This is a genomic window from Mesorhizobium hunchu (assembly GCF_040081975.1).
Taxonomy (GTDB): Bacteria; Pseudomonadota; Alphaproteobacteria; order Rhizobiales; family Rhizobiaceae; genus Mesorhizobium; species Mesorhizobium hunchu.
In genome coordinates this window covers 297889-312892 of sequence record NZ_JBEBMG010000006.1, presented here as the reverse complement: position 1 = coordinate 312892, position 15004 = coordinate 297889, and the positions used below count along the sequence as shown (strand labels likewise).

The window sequence follows — 15004 nt, the reverse complement described above, 5'->3', positions numbered from 1 at the left end:
CCTGCCGCAATGCCTTACTCGACCACCTTGGGGACGAGGAAAAAGTTCTCGTCGGTCGCCGGCGCATTGGCGACGATGTCGGCCGCCTTGTCGCCGTCGGTCACCACGTCCTCGCGCTTCTTCATCGCCATCGGCGTCACCGAGGTCATCGGCTCGACGCCCGTCACGTCGACCTCGTTCAGTTGCTCGACGAAGCCCAGAATGGCGTTCAGTTCACCGGTCATGCGCTCGGCGTCCTCCTCGCTCACGGCGATGCGGGCGAGGTGCGCGACGCGCTTCACGGTCTTGGTGTCGACGGACATGGCATGGCCCCGGAAAATGACTGGAAAAAAGCCTGGCAGCGCTATAGCGGCGAGGCGCGGCGGGCGCAACCGCGCCACGACTCCATGCCGCGGAGTGGCGCCTCACCGGCTGCGTGTCAGATCGTGACAGCCTGGCCGATTTGCGGCAATTCCACCTTTGCGCCTGAATCCTTCATGCCGGCGACGAATTTGTCGGCGCTCTGGTCGATGATCGGAAAAGTCCCGAAATGGCAGGGCACGACGGTCTCGAAGTTGAAGAAGCGCCGGCAGGCGAGCGCCGCCACAGCCCCGCCCATGGTGAAGCGGTCGCCGATCGGCACGATGCCGATCTTCGGCTGGTGCAGCTCCTCGATCAGTGCCATGTCGGAGAAGATATCGGTGTCGCCCATGTGATAGAGCGTCTCGTCCTCCGGGAAATGCAGGACCAGTCCGCCCGGATTGCCGAGATAGGTGTTCGAGCCGCCCTCGCCCTGCGACGACGAGGAATGGAGCGCCTGCACGAAGGTCGTGGTGAAGCCGCCGCAATCGACCGTGCCACCGATGTTGCCCGGATTGATCTTCTTGTCGCTGACGCCCTTGCCGACGAGGAACATGCACACTTCGAAATTGGCGACCAGCATGGCGCCGCTCTTGTTCAGCACCTCCACCGCGCCGCTGATATGGTCGTCATGACCGTGGGTGAGCAGGACGTGGGTGACGCCTTCGGCCGGCCCTTCCCAGCCGCCGCTCCAGGACGGATTGCCGATCAGGAACGGATCGATCAGGATCGTCGCCCCGCCGGCCTCGATGCGGAAGGCGGAATGGCCGTACCATGTCAGTTTCATCGTCGCGCAACTCCTCGATTTCTGCTCGCGACAAGGATAGAACGCGGGCACCTCAAGTCAAAGGAAAGCCGCCATTTCCAGAAACGTCGTCGCCATAGAGGACCTGCCGGCGCTGCTGGCGTCCGGCCGTCCGCTCGCCGCGCTCGACCTCGGCGACAAGACGATCGGCGTGGCGGTCTCGGATCGCGGGCTGGCTTTCGCCCATCCGCGGCCCGTCATCATGCGGCGCAAGTTCTCGCTGGACGCGGCCGGGCTTCTTGCACTTCTCGAAAAGGAAAATGCCGGCGCGGCGGTGATCGGCCTGCCGATCAACATGGACGGCTCGGAAGGACCGCGGGCGCAGAAGTCGCGCGCCTTCGTGCGCAACATGGCGCAGCTTTCAAGCCTTCCCTTCGCCTTCTGGGACGAAAGGCTTTCGACCGTGGCGGCGGAGCGGACCCTGATCGAGATGGATTTTTCGAGGCGCAAGCGGGCCGGCAAGATCGATTCGGCCGCCGCGGCCTTCATTCTGCAGGGAGTTCTGGACCGGCTTCGCGCGATCGGCTCGTCATCGCCGGGTCGGCCGGACGCAGGCGGTTGATCCATCCGGCGATCTGGCGCCGCCGCCGCCACGCCACGATCGCGGCCACCAGGAACGAATCGAAGACGCAGGCCTTGGCCACCATGCCGGGGATGATGGCGGGATCGATTCCCAGCATCTCGCCGTAAAGCTGGAAGACCAGGTCATGCAGCGGGCGGCTGAGCATGACGTAGCCGAAATTCATGTCGTTGAGCGACAGGAAGTACCAGCCCCAGAACAGCACGAGCGGTGCGACCCAGAGAGCGAGCAGCGTTCGCATCAGCGGCCCTTTCCGAGGCCCGGCCGGCCGGAAATGCGGCCGAGCAGCGCCGTGTTCGCCGCCGACCGCGCCATGCCCCTGATGTCGGCCGCCGCTGCGGTCGGCGCCGGCTCCCGGCGCAGCGCGAACCAGCGTTCGCCGAGCACGGCCAGGTAACAGGCGAGCAGCGCGGGGAAATAGACGACAACGCCGGGAAGCGCCCTGGCGCCTTTCATGGCGCAGACCAGGGCCATCGCCGAAAAGACCGCACAGGCCGCGACGAACGCGATCCGGGTGATGTCCAGTCCCGAGCCGTCACCGTTCCCGGCTCCCAGGCAAGCCTCGATGAGCGCCCACAGGAAGAGAACGGCGATCATGGCAAAGCCGAGAGCCAATGCGCCCGCACCGACGTTTTCGGGCAGCAGTCCTGACAGGCCGTTTGCCCCAAGCATGCGCAAGGCCGCCTCGACGCCGTCGTCGATGCAAAGATAGGCCAGCAGGGCAAAGAACAGCGCCCAATGCAGAGCCAGGAACGAGGTCATCAGGTGGCGCATGGCGGTCCTGTTACGGTAACCATGACAGTGGGCTTTGGTGCCACCGGCCGCAATATAAACCATTCGTTAAGGTTAACGATCGTCCACAGCCCGCCTCGACACGAGGGGAAACTGCCCAAAGGTGCTCCGCCGCCGGCGCTTTACAATCGTCCCTGCCCTGATATGGCTCCGCAGAGGTCGGGACCTGCCCGATGAATCAATCGGGCAGCCATGCAAGCGACATTCGACAGCCTTGTGCCGATCTTCCTGCTGATCCTGTGCGGTAACGTCCTGCGCTGGTTGGGCGCGACCGACGACGCCGGCTGGGATAGCGTCAACAAGCTCTGCTACTGGTTTTTCTACCCTGCGCTGATCTTCGTGACGATCCTCGACGCGGATTTCGGCAGCATCGAGCTGGGGCCGCTGATGGTGGCCCTGGCCCTCGCCCTGCCGCTGATGTTCGTACTCGTGCTCGCCCTGTGGCCGCCGCTCAGGAATGCCCGGCTGGTCCGGCATAGCGAGTTCTCGTCCGTCTTCCAGACGTCGATCCGCTGGAACGGATTCATGGCTCTGGCCATCGCCCAGAAGCTGTTCGCGCCCGCCGGAATGGCGGTTGTCGCGCTGGTCATGGCCGTCATCATCCTGCCGATCAACCTGATGACGGTCTATGTCGTCACCCGCTTCGCCGACCGCGGCGCGGACTGGTCGGCATCGGCGCGGGGCTGCGACTGGCCAATCTCGTACGCCTGCGCGTCGCCGTCCTCATTCCGGTGATCGTCAAGCTGCTCGTGTTTCCGGCCGTGTTTCTCGCCGTCGCCATGATCGTCGGGGTGACCGGCGAGCCGGTTCTCTATCTTGTGCTATGCGGCGCCATGCCGACGGCGATGAACGGATACGTTCTCGCCAAGCAGATGGGCGGCGATGCCGACCTTTACGCGACAGTCACGACCTTGCAGACGCTGATGTCGTTCGCCACCATCCCGCTCGCGCTACTCGTCGCCGGTCAGTTCGCCGGCGGATAGAGCGTGTCGATGATGAGGCGTGCATCGTGGCGCGCGTCCATCATGCCGTAGGTCGTACGCCACTGTCCGGCCAGCCGCGTCTCCACGAACGCATCGGCGATCCGCCCTGCCCCCATGCGCCGCAACTCGGCGGCGGCGGCGGCCAGCGCCAGTTGCTCGGTCAACAGCCGCGCCGACCCTTCGTCGGACGCGGCGACCTGCATGGCGGCCTTGAGCACGCCGACCGTGCCGCGGCCGGAGTCCCCGAGGTCGCGATCGATGCCGGCGAGCACGTCCTCGAACAGGTTCGGCGCGCGCGACAATACGCGAATCACATCGAGCGCCATGACATTGCCCGACCCTTCCCAGATCGCGTTGACGGGCGCCTCGCGATAGTAGCGCGCCAGCGGCGCTTCCTCGACGTAGCCGTTGCCCCCGAGGCACTCCATCGCCTCGTAAAGCAGCGCCGGGGCGATCTTGCACACCCAGTATTTCACCACCGGCGTCATGACGCGCGCGAAGGCCGCCTCGCCCCGATCGCTGGCCGCCTCGTCGAAGGAGCGTGCCAGCCGGAACGACAGGGCCGTGGCGGCCGCCACGTCCAACGCCATGTCGGCCAGCACGCGCTGCATCAGCGGTTGCTCCGCCAGATCGGCGCCGAACACTTTGCGGTGGCGGGTATGATGGACGGCCTCGGCCAAGCCTGCGCGCATGAGCGCAGATGAGGCGACGGCGCAGTCGAGGCGCGTCAGCGTCACCATGTCCATGATGGTCTTGACCCCGCCGCCCGGCTCTCCGACCATTTCGCCGATCGCCCCGTCGAACTCGACCTCGGAGGAAGCGTTGGAGCGGTTTCCGAGCTTGTCCTTCAGGCGCTGGAAACGGAAGCCGTTGCCGGAGCTGTCGCCGAGGATGCGCGGCACCAGGAAACAGGAGAGCCCTTCCGGTGCCTGCCCCAGCACCAGGAAGGCGTCCGACATCGGCGCCGACATGAACCATTTGTGACCGGTCAGGCGATAGAAACCGCTCGACCCGGCACGCTCGGCCTTCGTCGTGTTGGCGCGTACGTCGGTGCCGCCCTGTTTCTCGGTCATGCCCATGCCGAGCGTCAGCCCAGTCTTCTCGACCGGCGGCTTTTGTGACTGGTCGTATTTGCGCGTCGTCACGCGCGGCGCCCATTCGCGAAACAGCTTCGGGTTCGCCATCAGCGCGGCCAGCGAGGCGCTGGTCATAGTGACCGGGCACAGATGCCCCGTCTCGAGCTGCGCGGTGAGGAAGAAGCGGGCCGCCCGCACCTGATGGCGGCGGCCGATCTCGGCGTCGCCGTTTTCCCATACGGAGGAATGCAGTCCCATCGCCACCGAGCGGCGCATCAGCGCATGGTAGGCGGGATGGTACTCGACGAGATCGAGGCGCCGGCCCTGCCTGTCGAACGTCCTGAGCTTCGGCGTTTCGGTGTTGGCGAGACGGGCAAGATCCTGCGCCTCCTGCGTCAGCACGAATCGGCCGAGGCCGTCGAGTTCCTTGCGCACCGGGCTCGAAAAGCGCTCGGCGATCTGGATCAGCAGCGGATCGCTGCGCCAGGCGTTGCCGCCGGTCAGCGGGGGCGATTGGTTCAGCACCTCTTCGGTCACGCGCACTTCCTGTTCCTGATGGCACCGCTCCGAATCCGGCGCCTCGCGCGGCTTTATAGACCAAGCGTCGTCGCGAAAATACCGGGGAGAAGCATGATGCTGCGCCTTGCGGTGCGGCGGCCTGCATCCTATAGCAGCGCCTTGAGATGACCGACGCCACCGCTCTGCCGCTCTTTCCCCACCGCCACCTGCTCGGCATCGGCCCCCTTTCTCCCGACGATATCGAGCTTCTGTTGGACCGGGCGGACCGTGCCGTCGCGATCTCGCGGCAGTCGGAAAAGAAGACATCGACGCTGCGCGGCCGCACCCAGATCAATCTCTTCTATGAAGCCTCGACGCGCACGCAGTCCTCGTTCGAGCTGGCGGGCAAGCGCCTCGGCGCCGACGTGATGAACATGTCGGTGGCCAGTTCCTCGGTGAAGAAGGGCGAGACGCTGATCGACACCGCGATCACGCTGAACGCCATGCGGCCGGATATCCTCATCATCCGTCATCAGTCGGCGGGCGCGGCGTCGCTGCTTGCCCAGAAGGTCGGCTGCTCGGTCGTCAATGCCGGCGACGGCACCCACGAGCACCCGACGCAGGCGCTGCTCGACGCGCTGACGATCCGCCGCGCCAAAGGGCCGCTGTCGAAGCTGATCGTGGCGATCTGCGGCGACATCCTGCATTCGCGCGTGGCGCGCTCCAACATCATCCTGCTCAATGCGCTCGGTGCGCAGGTGCGCGTCGTCGCCCCCTCCACGCTTCTGCCTTCGGGAATCGAGCGTATGGGCGTCATCGTCCACCGCAGCATGACCGAAGGCCTGAAGGATGCCGACGTCGTCATGATGCTGCGCCTGCAGCGTGAGCGCATGGAGGGCGCCTTCGTGCCCTCGGTGCGCGAATATTTCCGCTATTATGGGCTCGATGCCGAAAAGCTGAAGGCGGCGAAGCCGGACGCGCTGGTCATGCACCCCGGACCGATGAACCGGGGCGTCGAGATTGCCTCGGAGATCGCCGACGGACCGCAAAGCGTCATCCAGGAGCAGGTCGAAATGGGCGTCGCCGTGCGCATGGCGGTGATGGAAGCGCTGCTCGACCCCCGGCGAAACGACGGGGGTGCGCAATGATGTCCGCTGGCAGCGCACCCCCACCCCTGACCCCTCCCCACAAGGGGGAGGGAGACACTGGCACCGCCGTTTCGTCCAGATCACCAACGCTCGCGCATCGTGGCGTCACCGCAGAATCCCCCTCCCCCTTGTGGGGAGGGGTTAGGGGTGGGGGTGAGCCGGTATGACGATCACTGTCTTCTCCCACGCCCGCATCGTCGATCCCTCACGCGGCATCGATGAAATCGGCACGGTCGTCGTCGAGGGCAAGAAGATCGCCGCCGCCGGCAAATCCGCCCTTAACCAGGGCACTCCCGAAGGCGCGACCGTCATCGACTGCACCGGCAGGACGATCATGCCGGGGCTGGTCGACAGCCGGGTCTTCATCGGCGAGCCAGGCGCCGAGCATCGCGAGACCATCGCTTCCGCCAGCGTAGCGGCCGCCGCAGGCGGCGTCACCTCCATCATCATGATGCCCGACACCGACCCGGTGATCGACGACGTGGCGCTGGTCGAGTTCGTGCTGCGCACGGCCCGCGATACGGCGGCTGTCAACGTCTTTCCGGCCGCCGCCATCACGCGCGGGCTGGCGGGAAAGGAGATGACCGAATTCGGCCTGATGCGCGAGGCAGGCGCGGTTGCCTTCACCGACGGAAGGCATACGGTTTCCAGTTCGCTGGTGATGCGCCGGGCGCTCACCTATGCCCGCGATTTCGGCGCGGTGGTCGCGCATGAGACGCAGGATGCGAGCCTCGCCTCCGCCGGCGTCATGAACGAAGGGCTCTATGCGAGCTGGCTCGGCCTGCCGGGCATTCCGCGCGAGGCCGAGTTGATCCCCCTTGAGCGAGATCTCGCCTTGGCGCGGCTGACGCGCGGCGCCTACCACGCCGCCAAGATATCGACGGCCATGTCCGCCGACGCGATCCGCCGCGCCAAGGCGGACGGCGCATCCGTGACGGCCGGAATCGCGATCCACAATCTCGCGCTCAACGAGAACGACGTCGGCGAATACCGAACCTTCTTCCGCCTGATGCCGCCGCTGCGCGGCGAGGAGGATCGTCTCGCGATGGTCGAAGCGCTGAAGGACGGCACGATCGATCTGATCGCTTCCTCGCACGATCCGCAGGATGTCGACACCAAGCGCCTGCCTTTCGCCGACGCCGCGGCTGGTGCTGTCGGGGTGGAGACGCTGCTTTCGGTGGCGCTGCGCCTCCATCACAATGGCGACCTGCCGCTTTCCCGGCTGGTGGAAGTCCTGTCGACCGCCCCTGCCCGGCTGTTCGGCCTGCCCGGCGGCACGCTCAAGCCCGGCGCGCCTGCCGATCTCGTCGTCGTCGATCTGGACGAGCCGTGGATCGTCAGCGAAGCGGGCATTCGCTCGCGCTCGAAGAACACCTGCTTCGAGGGCGCCAGGCTGCAAGGCAGGGTCTTGCAAACCGTGGTTGCGGGCCGCACAGTATTCACGGCCTAGCGGACAGCAGATCCGAGGGTCGCATCGGGGGAACAATGTCCTTCTATTCCGTTCTCGCTCTCGTGGCAGGCTATTTGTGCGGTTCCGTTCCTTTCGGCCTGCTGCTGACGCGCGCGGCCGGGCTGGGTGACGTGCGCGCCATCGGCTCGGGCAATATCGGCGCCACCAATGTGCTGCGCACCGGCAACAAGGGCCTTGCCGCCGCGACGTTGGTGCTGGATGCGCTCAAGGGCACGGTCCCGGCCCTGCTCGCGCTCCACTATGGGCCGGTCGCTGGCGCCGTCGCCGGGTTCGGGGCCTTCCTCGGCCATATTTATCCCGTCTGGCTGGGCTTCAAGGGCGGCAAGGGCGTCGCCACCTATCTCGGCGTGCTGATCGGCCTGGCCTGGAAGGTCGCGCTGCTTTTCGCGGCGGTCTGGCTCGTGATGGCACTCCTCTTCCGCTATTCCTCGCTTTCGGCGCTGGTTGCCTGCGTTGTCGTGCCGGTCGCTCTCTACCTGCTCGGCCAACCCGCATTCGCGCTTGCCTTCCTCGTCATGAGCGCCCTTATCTTCTACAAGCACCGGGCCAACATCGAGCGGTTGATGGCGGGAACCGAAAGCAGGATCGGGGCCGGCAAGTGAACGACGGCGCCGGTCCCCGCCTCAGCGACCGGCAGCGCCTGAACTGGTTGAGGCTGATCCGCACGCCGAATGTCGGCCCGGCCTCCTTTCGCGACCTCGTCAATCGTTTCGGCTCTGCGGAAACCGCCCTGCAGATGCTGCCCGAACTGATGCTGTCGGGCGGCGCCAGCCGCGTCGTGCGCATTCCCTCGGTTGACGAGGCGGAAGTCGAACTGGAGGCGGCACGCAAGGCCGGCGCGCGCTTCGTCGCCATCGGCGAGCCCGACTATCCGGCCGTCCTGAAGACCATTCCGCATCCGCCACCCTTGCTCGCCATACGCGGCGGCGGCGTCTTTGCGCTGCCGTCCGTCGCGATCGTAGGCGCGCGCAATGCGTCTCTCGCCGGCGTCAGGATGGCGCGCACGCTGGCCGCCGAGCTCGGCGACGAAGGTTATGCCGTCGTTTCGGGCCTGGCGCGCGGCATCGACACGGCCGCGCATCAGGGCAGCCTTGCGACCGGCACGATCGGCGTGCTGGCCGGTGGGCTCGACCGCCCCTATCCGCCGGAAAATATAGGATTGTGCGAAGAAATCGCCGATCGGGGCGGCGCGATCGTCTCGGAAATGCCGTTCGGCTGGCAGCCGCGCGCGCAGGATTTTCCGCGCCGCAACAGGCTGGTCGCGGGCCTGGCGCTCGGTCTGGTCGTGGTCGAGGCGGCGAAACGCTCCGGCTCGCTGATCAGCGCGCGGCTGGCCGGGGAAATGGGTCGGCTGGTTTTCGCCGTGCCCGGTTCGCCGCTCGACCCGCGCGCCGGCGGAGCGAACGGATTGCTGAAGGACGGCGCGATTCTGGTGACCGAGGCCGCAGACGTTCTCACCGCCCTTTCGCCGCTCAAGGGAAATCCCGGCACTTCCGGCAACGCTCTGGAAGAGCCTCCGGATTTTTCGGCCGTGCCACCGCCGCGTGACGATGAGCGTGACCGCATCGTAGAAGCGCTGGGGCCTGTGCCGACCGACGTGGACGCGATCATCCGGCACACCGGACTGCATCCGGCGCAGGTTTTCATGGTGCTTCTGGAACTGGATCTCGCCGGGCGGATCGAGCGTCACGCCGGCGGCCGGGTCTCGCTGCTTTTTCCAGATTGATTGGTGAGCCGGGAGGGGATCGAACCCTCGACCACATGATTAAAAGTCACGTGCTCTACCGCTGAGCTACCGGCCCGCCTGACAGCTTCGCAACCAGCGCCCGGAAAACCGGCGATGCTGTCGAAGCGGCAGGACATTTCGTCGGCAGCGCAGAGACGCAACCAACGGATTCCGGCAGCGGCGAGCCACCCCCGAAAGTGCGGCGGACCATAGGGAGAGTGCCTGGCACGGTCAACCGGAAAAAACGGCTGCCACGAGAGCGATCGAACTCAAAAATCTATAGCGGATCGCCGCCGGAATTCTTGTTTTCTAAACCTAAATATCGATCGGTTGAATACGGAACTTTTGGCGGCGTTGATCATTCTGTTAAAAAGGGACGCGAACCCTCAAGGAGACCATGATGAAGAAGTTTGTTTCCGGCATTCTGGCAGCTGCCCTGGCAACGTCGCTTGCCGCTACCGCTGTCATCCCGGCCAATGCAGCGCCTGTCTTCCTGCCCAAGGTCGCTTCGGCGTCCACCGATGTCCAGCAGGTCGCCTGGCGCGGCCATAACCGCGTCTATGTCCGGCGCGGCCATCACTATTGGCGCGGCCATCGGGGCTATCGCCACTACCGGCACGGCTACAAGCGTCACGGCGATTTCTGGTTCCCGCTTGCGGCCTTCGCCACCGGTGCCATCATCAGCGGCGCGATCGCCAACGACAGGCCGGCCTACGGCAGCTCGCACGAACAGCGCTGTTATGCCCGTTACCGGTCCTATCGCGCCTATGACAACACCTACCAGCCGTATAACGGCCCCCGGCGTCAGTGCACTCTCTGACGTCGCCGCTAACGGCTTGAGGTTATCTTATCGACAGGAGCCCGCGCACAGGCGCGGGCTCACTTCGTCGACAGGGTACGCCTGACCGCATCGCGCCAGCCTTTCAGCCGAACCGAGCGTGTCTTTTCGTCCATTTCCGGTTCGAACCTTCGGTCCAGCGCCCACGCTTTCGCAAAGGCCGCTTCCTTCGGCCACACGCCTGCCTTCGATCCGGCCAGCCAAGCGGCGCCCAGTGCGGTCGTCTCCAATATGGTCGGACGATCCACCGGCGCGTCGAGAATGTCGGCTAGGCATTGCATGGTCCAGTCCGAGGCCACCATGCCGCCGTCGACCCTCAGGACCGTCTTGCCGGAGCCGCTCTTCCAGTCCTTCTTCATCGCGTCGAGCAGGTCGCGCGTCTGATAGGCGACCGATTCCAACGCCGCCCGCGCGAACTCGGCGGGGCCGGAATTGCGCGTCAGCCCGAAGATCGCGCCGCGCGCCTCGGCATCCCAATGCGGCGCGCCGAGGCCGACGAAGGCCGGCACCAGATAGACGCTCTGGGTCGGGTCGGCTTTCGCCGCCAACTCACCGCTGTGGGCAGCCTTGGCAATCATCTTCGCGCCGTCGCGCAGCCATTGGACGGCGGCGCCGGCAATGAAGATCGAGCCTTCCAGCGCATAGGTCGTCTTGCCGTTCAGGCGGTAGGCGATCGTCGTCAGCAGCCTGTTTTTCGACCTGACCATATCCGCGCCGGTGTTGAGCAGCGCAAAGCAGCCGGTCCCGTAGGTGGATTTCAGCATGCCCGGCTTGAAGCAGGCCTGGCCGATTGTCGCGGCCTGCTGGTCGCCGGCGACGCCGAGGATTTTCAGCTCGGCGCCGAACAGCTTTTTGTCCGTGATTCCAAAATCGTCGGCGCAGTCCTTCACTTCCGGCAGAAGCATTTTTGGCACGCCCAGAATGCCCAGCAATTCGTCATCCCAGCGATTTTCACCGATGTTGTAGAGCAGCGTGCGCGAGGCGTTGGTCGCATCCGTCGCATGCACCTTGCCGCTGGTCAGCCGCCAGATCAGGAAACTGTCGATCGTGCCGGCCAGCAATTCGCCGCGCTCGGCGCGCCTGCGCGCACCCTTCACCTTGTCCAGCATCCAGGCGATCTTTGTGCCAGAGAAATAGGGATCGAGCAGAAGACCGGTCTTTTTCGTGAATTTCGGCTCCAGCCCCCGCTTCTTCAGCTTCGCGCACAGCGGCGCGGTGCGCCGGTCCTGCCAGACGATCGCGTTGTGGATCGGCTTGCCGGTCGCCTTGTCCCAGATGACGACGGTCTCGCGCTGGTTGGTGATGCCGACCGCATCGATGTCGCCCGCCGCAAGTCCGGCTGTCTTCAGCGCGGTCTTCACGGCCCAGACGACGCTCTCCCAGATTTCCTCGGGATCGTGCTCGACCCAGCCCGAGGCCGGATAATGCTGTGCGAATTCGTTCTGGCCGACGCCCGCGATCTTCATGGCGCCGTCGAAGACGATGGCGCGGCTCGACGTGGTGCCCTGGTCGATGGCGAGAATATTTCCGGTCATGACCTCTCCTCCAGACCGCAAACGAAGGGAGACGGCTTGCCGCCGTCTCCCCCGCATTCAAGAGGCGGGCGCGAACGCCCGCATCCCGGTTACTGTTCCTGCCAGCTCTTCACCAGTTCGTCGTAGTCGACGGTGACGGGCTTTTCCTTCTCGTTCTCGATCTTGAGCTGCGGCGCGAGGTTGCCCTTCTTGACGGCGTCGTCATGCCAGTACTGAAGGTCGTGCTCTTCCGCGAGCTTCGGACCGATGTCGCCCTGCACGCCCGACTTCTCGATGCGGGCCATGACCTTCTCCTGCTCGGCGCAGAGCGAGTCCATGGCCTGCTGGGCCGTCTTGGCGCCCGAAGAGGCATCGCCGATGGCCTGCCACCAGAGCTGGGCCAGCTTCGGATAATCCGGCACGTTGGTGCCGGTCGGCGACCACTGTACGCGGGCCGGCGAGCGATAGAACTCGATCAGGCCGCCGAGCTTGGGCGCGCGTTCGGTGAAGCTCTTGTCGTGGATGGTGGAGTCGCGGATGAAGGTGAGGCCGACATGGCTCTTCTTCACGTCCACGGTCTTGGAGGTGACGAACTGCGCGTAGAGCCAGGCGGCCTTGGCGCGGTCGTCGGGCGTCGACTTCATCAGCGTCCACGAGCCGACGTCCTGGTAGCCGAGCTTCATGCCGTCCTTCCAGTAAACGCCGTGCGGCGACGGCGCCATGCGCCACTTGGGCGTGCCGTCGTCGTTCATCACCGGCAGGCCGGGCTTGACCATATCGGCGGTGAAGGCGGTGTACCAGAAGATCTGCTGGGCGATGTTGCCCTGCGCAGGCACCGGGCCGCTCTCGGAGAAGGTCATGCCCTGCGCCTCGGCGGGAGCATAGGCCTTGATCCAGTCGAGGTATTTCTGGATCGAATAAACCGCCGCCGGGCCGTTGGTGTCGCCGCCGCGGGCCACGCAGGAACCGACGGGACGCGAGTTCTCGTCGACCTTGATGCCCCATTCGTCGACCGGCAGACCGTTCGGGATGCCCTTATCGCCGTTGCCGGCCATCGACAGCCAGGCGTCGGTGAAGCGCCAGCCGAGCGACGGGTCCTTCTTGCCGTAGTCCATGTGGCCATAGACCTTCTTGCCGTCTTCCTCGCGGCCGGTGAAGAACTCGGCGATGTCCTCATAGGCCGACCAGTTGACCGGAACGCCGAGATCGTAGCCGTATTTCGCCTTGAAGTCGGCCTTGTTCTTCGGGTCGTTGAACCAGTCGTAGCGGAACCAGTAAAGGTTCGCGAACTGCTGGTCGGGAAGCTGGTAGAGCTTCTTGTCCGGCGCGGTGGTGAAGGACGTGCCGATGAAGTCCTTCAGGTCGAGGCCGGGGTTGGTGACGTCCTTGCCTTCGTTGGCCATGAAGTCCGTCAGGTTGCGCACCTGCTTGTAGCGCCAGTGCGTGCCGATCAGGTCGGAATCGTTGACCCAGCCGTCATAGAGGTTCTGGCCGGTCTGCATCTGGGTCTGGATCTTCTCGACCACGTCGCCCTCCTGCAGGAGGTCGTGGGTGACATGAATGCCGGTGATCGCCGAGAACGCCGGCGCCAGCACCTTCGACTCGTATTCGTGAGTCGTCAGCGTTTCCGACACCACCTTGATGTCCATGCCCTGGAAAGGCTTGGCGGCGTCGATGAACCACTGCATCTCTTTTTCTTGATCGGCGCGTGAAAGCGTCGACAAGTCACCGATTTCCTTATCCAAAAAGGCTTTCGCCTCGTCCATGCCGGCGTAGGCGTTGCTGGCTCCGAACAATAGCAAGAGAGCCGTCGTCGATGTTAGAACGTGCCGTCGCATTAGTCTCCTCCACAAGGTTTCAAGTGCGATACCGGGGCGGCGGCCTGCATGCCGTCGCTCCGACTGTTTCTCCCCCTAAACGTAGCGGAACACCCCTACGGCGTAGACCACGGAGAGAGCGAGAGCCCACCACAGGTTGGGTCCGACGAGACCCAGCCAAGCGAGATGGATGAAGGCGCTGCCAAGCAGCGATATGAACAGACGGTCGCCACGCGTCGTCTCGAAGCGCAGCAGGCCGACGCGCGGATTGCCGCCGGGCGAGGCGTACTCCCACACCGCCATCAGCGACAGGATAAATGCGATGGTGAGAAAGAACATCGCCGTCGGGAAGGTCCAGGCCATCCAGCCCCCGGAGACCAGAGGCGCGAAGACGTCGCGCACGCCGTCCTTGACGGGCAGCGCGAGATAGAGCGCGCCCGACGCGGCGAGATAGATCGCGACGACGACGAGAAGCGGCATGAACCAGTTGCGCGTGGCGGTCATCAAACCCTCCCCAGGGCGAAGCCCTTGGCGATGTAGTTGCGCACGAACCAGATCACCAGCGCGCCGGGGATCAACGTCAGCACGCCGGCGGCGGCGAGCAGGCCCCAGTCCATGCCGGCGGCTGAGACGGTGCGGGTCATCACTGCGGCGATCGGCTTGGCGTCGGTGGTGGTCAGCGTGCGCGCGAGCAGCAATTCCACCCAGGAGAACATGAAGCAGAAGAAGGCAGCCACGCCGATGCCGCTCGCGATCAGCGGCATGAAGATCTTTATGAAGAAGCGCGGGAACGAATAGCCGTCGATATAGGCGGTCTCGTCGATCTCTTTCGGCACGCCGGACATGAAGCCTTCAAGGATCCACACCGCCAGCGGCACGTTGAACAGGCAGTGCGCCAGCGCCACCGCCCAATAGGTGTCGATCAGGCCGAAGGCCGAATAGAGCTGGAAGAAGGGCAGCGCGAACACCGCCGGCGGCGCCATGCGGTTGGTCAGCAGCCAGAAGAACAGGTGCTTGTCGCCGAGAAAGCGATAGCGCGAAAAGGCATAGGCCGCCGGCAGCGCTACCGCGACCGAAATCACCATGTTCAGAACGACATAGCTGATTGAGTTGATGTAACCCGAATACCACGACGGATCGGTGAAGATGATGTGGTAGTTCCTCAGCGTCGGCGCATGAGGATAGAGCGTGAGCGAGGTCACGATCTCCCGGTTGGTCTTGAAGCTCATGTTGACGAGCCAGTAGATCGGCACCAGCAGGAAGACGATGTAGAGCGTCGGCACCAGCCACCACCAACGGGGCTCGTCGCCGCGCCGGCGCATGCGTCGCGCCAGGCGCTCCCGGGTCGCGGCGTCGACCGTCGTGGCGTCGTCTTCGCCCATCGCCTGCCGCGTTCTCTCGTTGACTTCGGTCATGG

The 15004-nt window shown here is 65.1% G+C and carries 17 protein-coding genes and 1 tRNA gene; 8 read left to right on the top strand and 10 right to left on the bottom strand.

All coding sequences use genetic code 11. The features are described 5' to 3' along the window. Window positions 1–14 precede the first annotated feature (14 nt). The gene (gene gatC / locus ABMA46_RS13640) at window positions 15–302 is read right to left on the bottom strand and encodes an Asp-tRNA(Asn)/Glu-tRNA(Gln) amidotransferase subunit GatC (RefSeq protein WP_349000085.1); all 288 of its coding nucleotides are present in this window, start codon (window positions 300–302) and stop codon (window positions 15–17) included. Between the two features lie 116 nt (window positions 303–418). Further along, complete coding sequence (locus tag ABMA46_RS13635) at window positions 419–1126, bottom strand: metal-dependent hydrolase (protein WP_349000083.1); 708 nt, start codon at window positions 1124–1126, stop codon at window positions 419–421. Window positions 1127–1229: 103 nt separating this feature from the next. Between ABMA46_RS13635 and ruvX the strand changes: the two genes are divergently transcribed. Continuing rightward, entirely contained in the window at window positions 1230–1706 is a 477-nt protein-coding gene (ruvX, locus tag ABMA46_RS13630) for a Holliday junction resolvase RuvX (RefSeq protein WP_349000164.1), read from the top strand. On the opposite strand, the gene ABMA46_RS13625 is transcribed toward ruvX, so the two are convergent. Together ABMA46_RS13625 and ABMA46_RS13620 are read right to left on the bottom strand one after the other, a co-directional pair. Further along, window positions 1630–1965: a DUF6105 family protein gene (locus ABMA46_RS13625; protein ID WP_349000082.1), complete on the bottom strand. Its 336-nt coding sequence runs from the start codon at window positions 1963–1965 to the stop codon at window positions 1630–1632. The two genes, ruvX and ABMA46_RS13625, sit on opposite strands and share 77 nt — an antisense overlap. Next, window positions 1965–2498, bottom strand: coding sequence for a hypothetical protein (locus ABMA46_RS13620; protein ID WP_349000080.1), 534 nt, complete (start codon window positions 2496–2498; stop codon window positions 1965–1967). The genes ABMA46_RS13625 and ABMA46_RS13620 overlap by 1 nt, the downstream gene beginning before the upstream one ends. A 210-nt stretch (window positions 2499–2708) precedes the next feature. Here ABMA46_RS13620 and ABMA46_RS13615 point away from each other — a divergent pair, with 210 nt between their 5' ends. Together ABMA46_RS13615 and ABMA46_RS13610 are read left to right on the top strand one after the other, a co-directional pair. Beyond that, window positions 2709–3251, top strand: coding sequence for an AEC family transporter (locus ABMA46_RS13615; protein WP_349000078.1), 543 nt, complete (start codon window positions 2709–2711; stop codon window positions 3249–3251). Further along, complete coding sequence (locus ABMA46_RS13610) at window positions 3248–3499, top strand: AEC family transporter (RefSeq protein ID WP_349000076.1); 252 nt, start codon at window positions 3248–3250, stop codon at window positions 3497–3499. Before ABMA46_RS13615 ends, ABMA46_RS13610 begins: the two co-directional genes overlap by 4 nt. Here the strand turns inward: ABMA46_RS13610 and ABMA46_RS13605 are convergent. Then, window positions 3481–5112 (bottom strand): acyl-CoA dehydrogenase family protein, encoded by a 1632-nt coding sequence (locus ABMA46_RS13605; protein WP_349000162.1) that lies wholly within the window; start codon window positions 5110–5112, stop codon window positions 3481–3483. The genes ABMA46_RS13610 and ABMA46_RS13605 overlap by 19 nt on opposite strands. 146 nt (window positions 5113–5258) lie before the next feature. Between ABMA46_RS13605 and ABMA46_RS13600 the strand changes: the two genes are divergently transcribed. From ABMA46_RS13600 to dprA, 4 genes are all read left to right on the top strand, one after another. Continuing rightward, a complete protein-coding gene (locus tag ABMA46_RS13600; protein WP_349000074.1) occupies window positions 5259–6221 on the top strand; it encodes an aspartate carbamoyltransferase catalytic subunit in 963 nt (320 codons plus the stop codon). Window positions 6222–6384: 163 nt separating this feature from the next. After that, window positions 6385–7671: a dihydroorotase gene (locus ABMA46_RS13595; RefSeq protein ID WP_349000073.1), complete on the top strand. Its 1287-nt coding sequence runs from the start codon at window positions 6385–6387 to the stop codon at window positions 7669–7671. Window positions 7672–7706: 35 nt separating this feature from the next. After that, window positions 7707–8294, top strand: coding sequence for a glycerol-3-phosphate 1-O-acyltransferase PlsY (gene plsY, locus ABMA46_RS13590; protein WP_349000071.1), 588 nt, complete (start codon window positions 7707–7709; stop codon window positions 8292–8294). Then, window positions 8291–9418, top strand: a complete 1128-nt coding sequence (gene dprA, locus ABMA46_RS13585) for a DNA-processing protein DprA (protein WP_349000069.1) — start codon at window positions 8291–8293, stop codon at window positions 9416–9418. Before plsY ends, dprA begins: the two co-directional genes overlap by 4 nt. Window position 9419: 1 nt before the next feature. On the opposite strand, the gene ABMA46_RS13580 is transcribed toward dprA, so the two are convergent. After that, a tRNA-Lys gene (locus ABMA46_RS13580) sits at window positions 9420–9494 on the bottom strand. A 324-nt stretch (window positions 9495–9818) separates the two neighbouring features. Between ABMA46_RS13580 and ABMA46_RS13575 the strand changes: the two genes are divergently transcribed. After that, complete coding sequence (locus ABMA46_RS13575) at window positions 9819–10238, top strand: BA14K family protein (RefSeq protein ID WP_349000068.1); 420 nt, start codon at window positions 9819–9821, stop codon at window positions 10236–10238. A 59-nt stretch (window positions 10239–10297) separates the two neighbouring features. Here ABMA46_RS13575 and glpK read toward each other — a convergent pair whose 3' ends face one another. From glpK to ABMA46_RS13555, 4 genes are all read right to left on the bottom strand, one after another. Beyond that, window positions 10298–11791 carry a glycerol kinase GlpK gene (gene glpK, locus ABMA46_RS13570; RefSeq protein WP_349000067.1) on the bottom strand — a complete coding sequence of 498 codons (1494 nt, stop codon included), beginning with the start codon at window positions 11789–11791 and terminating at the stop codon, window positions 10298–10300. A gap of 89 nt (window positions 11792–11880) precedes the next feature. After that, window positions 11881–13608 (bottom strand): ABC transporter substrate-binding protein, encoded by a 1728-nt coding sequence (locus ABMA46_RS13565; protein ID WP_349000065.1) that lies wholly within the window; start codon window positions 13606–13608, stop codon window positions 11881–11883. A gap of 75 nt (window positions 13609–13683) precedes the next feature. Continuing rightward, on the bottom strand, window positions 13684–14091 hold the full coding sequence (locus ABMA46_RS13560) for a DUF2160 domain-containing protein (protein ID WP_349000063.1): 408 nt from the start codon (window positions 14089–14091) through the stop codon (window positions 13684–13686). Continuing rightward, on the bottom strand, window positions 14091–15002 hold the full coding sequence (locus ABMA46_RS13555; protein ID WP_425475740.1) for a carbohydrate ABC transporter permease: 912 nt from the start codon (window positions 15000–15002) through the stop codon (window positions 14091–14093). The genes ABMA46_RS13560 and ABMA46_RS13555 overlap by 1 nt, the downstream gene beginning before the upstream one ends. Between the last annotated feature and the right edge of the window lie 2 nt (window positions 15003–15004).

Excerpts from the sequence above, each read along its gene's own strand:
- ABMA46_RS13575 (WP_349000068.1), top strand. The coding sequence starts at position 9,819 with ATGAAGAAGTTTGTTTCCGGCATTCTGGCAGCTGCCCTGGCAACGTCG.
- plsY (WP_349000071.1), top strand. The coding sequence starts at position 7,707 with ATGTCCTTCTATTCCGTTCTCGCTCTCGTGGCAGGCTATTTGTGCGGT.
- ABMA46_RS13620 (WP_349000080.1), bottom strand. The coding sequence starts at position 2,498 with ATGCGCCACCTGATGACCTCGTTCCTGGCTCTGCATTGGGCGCTGTTC.
- ABMA46_RS13625 (WP_349000082.1), bottom strand. The coding sequence starts at position 1,965 with ATGCGAACGCTGCTCGCTCTCTGGGTCGCACCGCTCGTGCTGTTCTGG.
- ABMA46_RS13560 (WP_349000063.1), bottom strand. The coding sequence starts at position 14,091 with ATGACCGCCACGCGCAACTGGTTCATGCCGCTTCTCGTCGTCGTCGCG.
- ABMA46_RS13565 (WP_349000065.1), bottom strand. The coding sequence starts at position 13,608 with ATGCGACGGCACGTTCTAACATCGACGACGGCTCTCTTGCTATTGTTC.
- ABMA46_RS13555 (WP_425475740.1), bottom strand. The coding sequence starts at position 15,002 with ATGACCGAAGTCAACGAGAGAACGCGGCAGGCGATGGGCGAAGACGAC.
- ABMA46_RS13600 (WP_349000074.1), top strand. The coding sequence starts at position 5,259 with ATGACCGACGCCACCGCTCTGCCGCTCTTTCCCCACCGCCACCTGCTC.
- ABMA46_RS13595 (WP_349000073.1), top strand. The coding sequence starts at position 6,385 with ATGACGATCACTGTCTTCTCCCACGCCCGCATCGTCGATCCCTCACGC.
- gatC (WP_349000085.1), bottom strand. The coding sequence starts at position 302 with ATGTCCGTCGACACCAAGACCGTGAAGCGCGTCGCGCACCTCGCCCGC.
- ABMA46_RS13615 (WP_349000078.1), top strand. The coding sequence starts at position 2,709 with ATGCAAGCGACATTCGACAGCCTTGTGCCGATCTTCCTGCTGATCCTG.
- glpK (WP_349000067.1), bottom strand. The coding sequence starts at position 11,791 with ATGACCGGAAATATTCTCGCCATCGACCAGGGCACCACGTCGAGCCGC.
- ABMA46_RS13635 (WP_349000083.1), bottom strand. The coding sequence starts at position 1,126 with ATGAAACTGACATGGTACGGCCATTCCGCCTTCCGCATCGAGGCCGGC.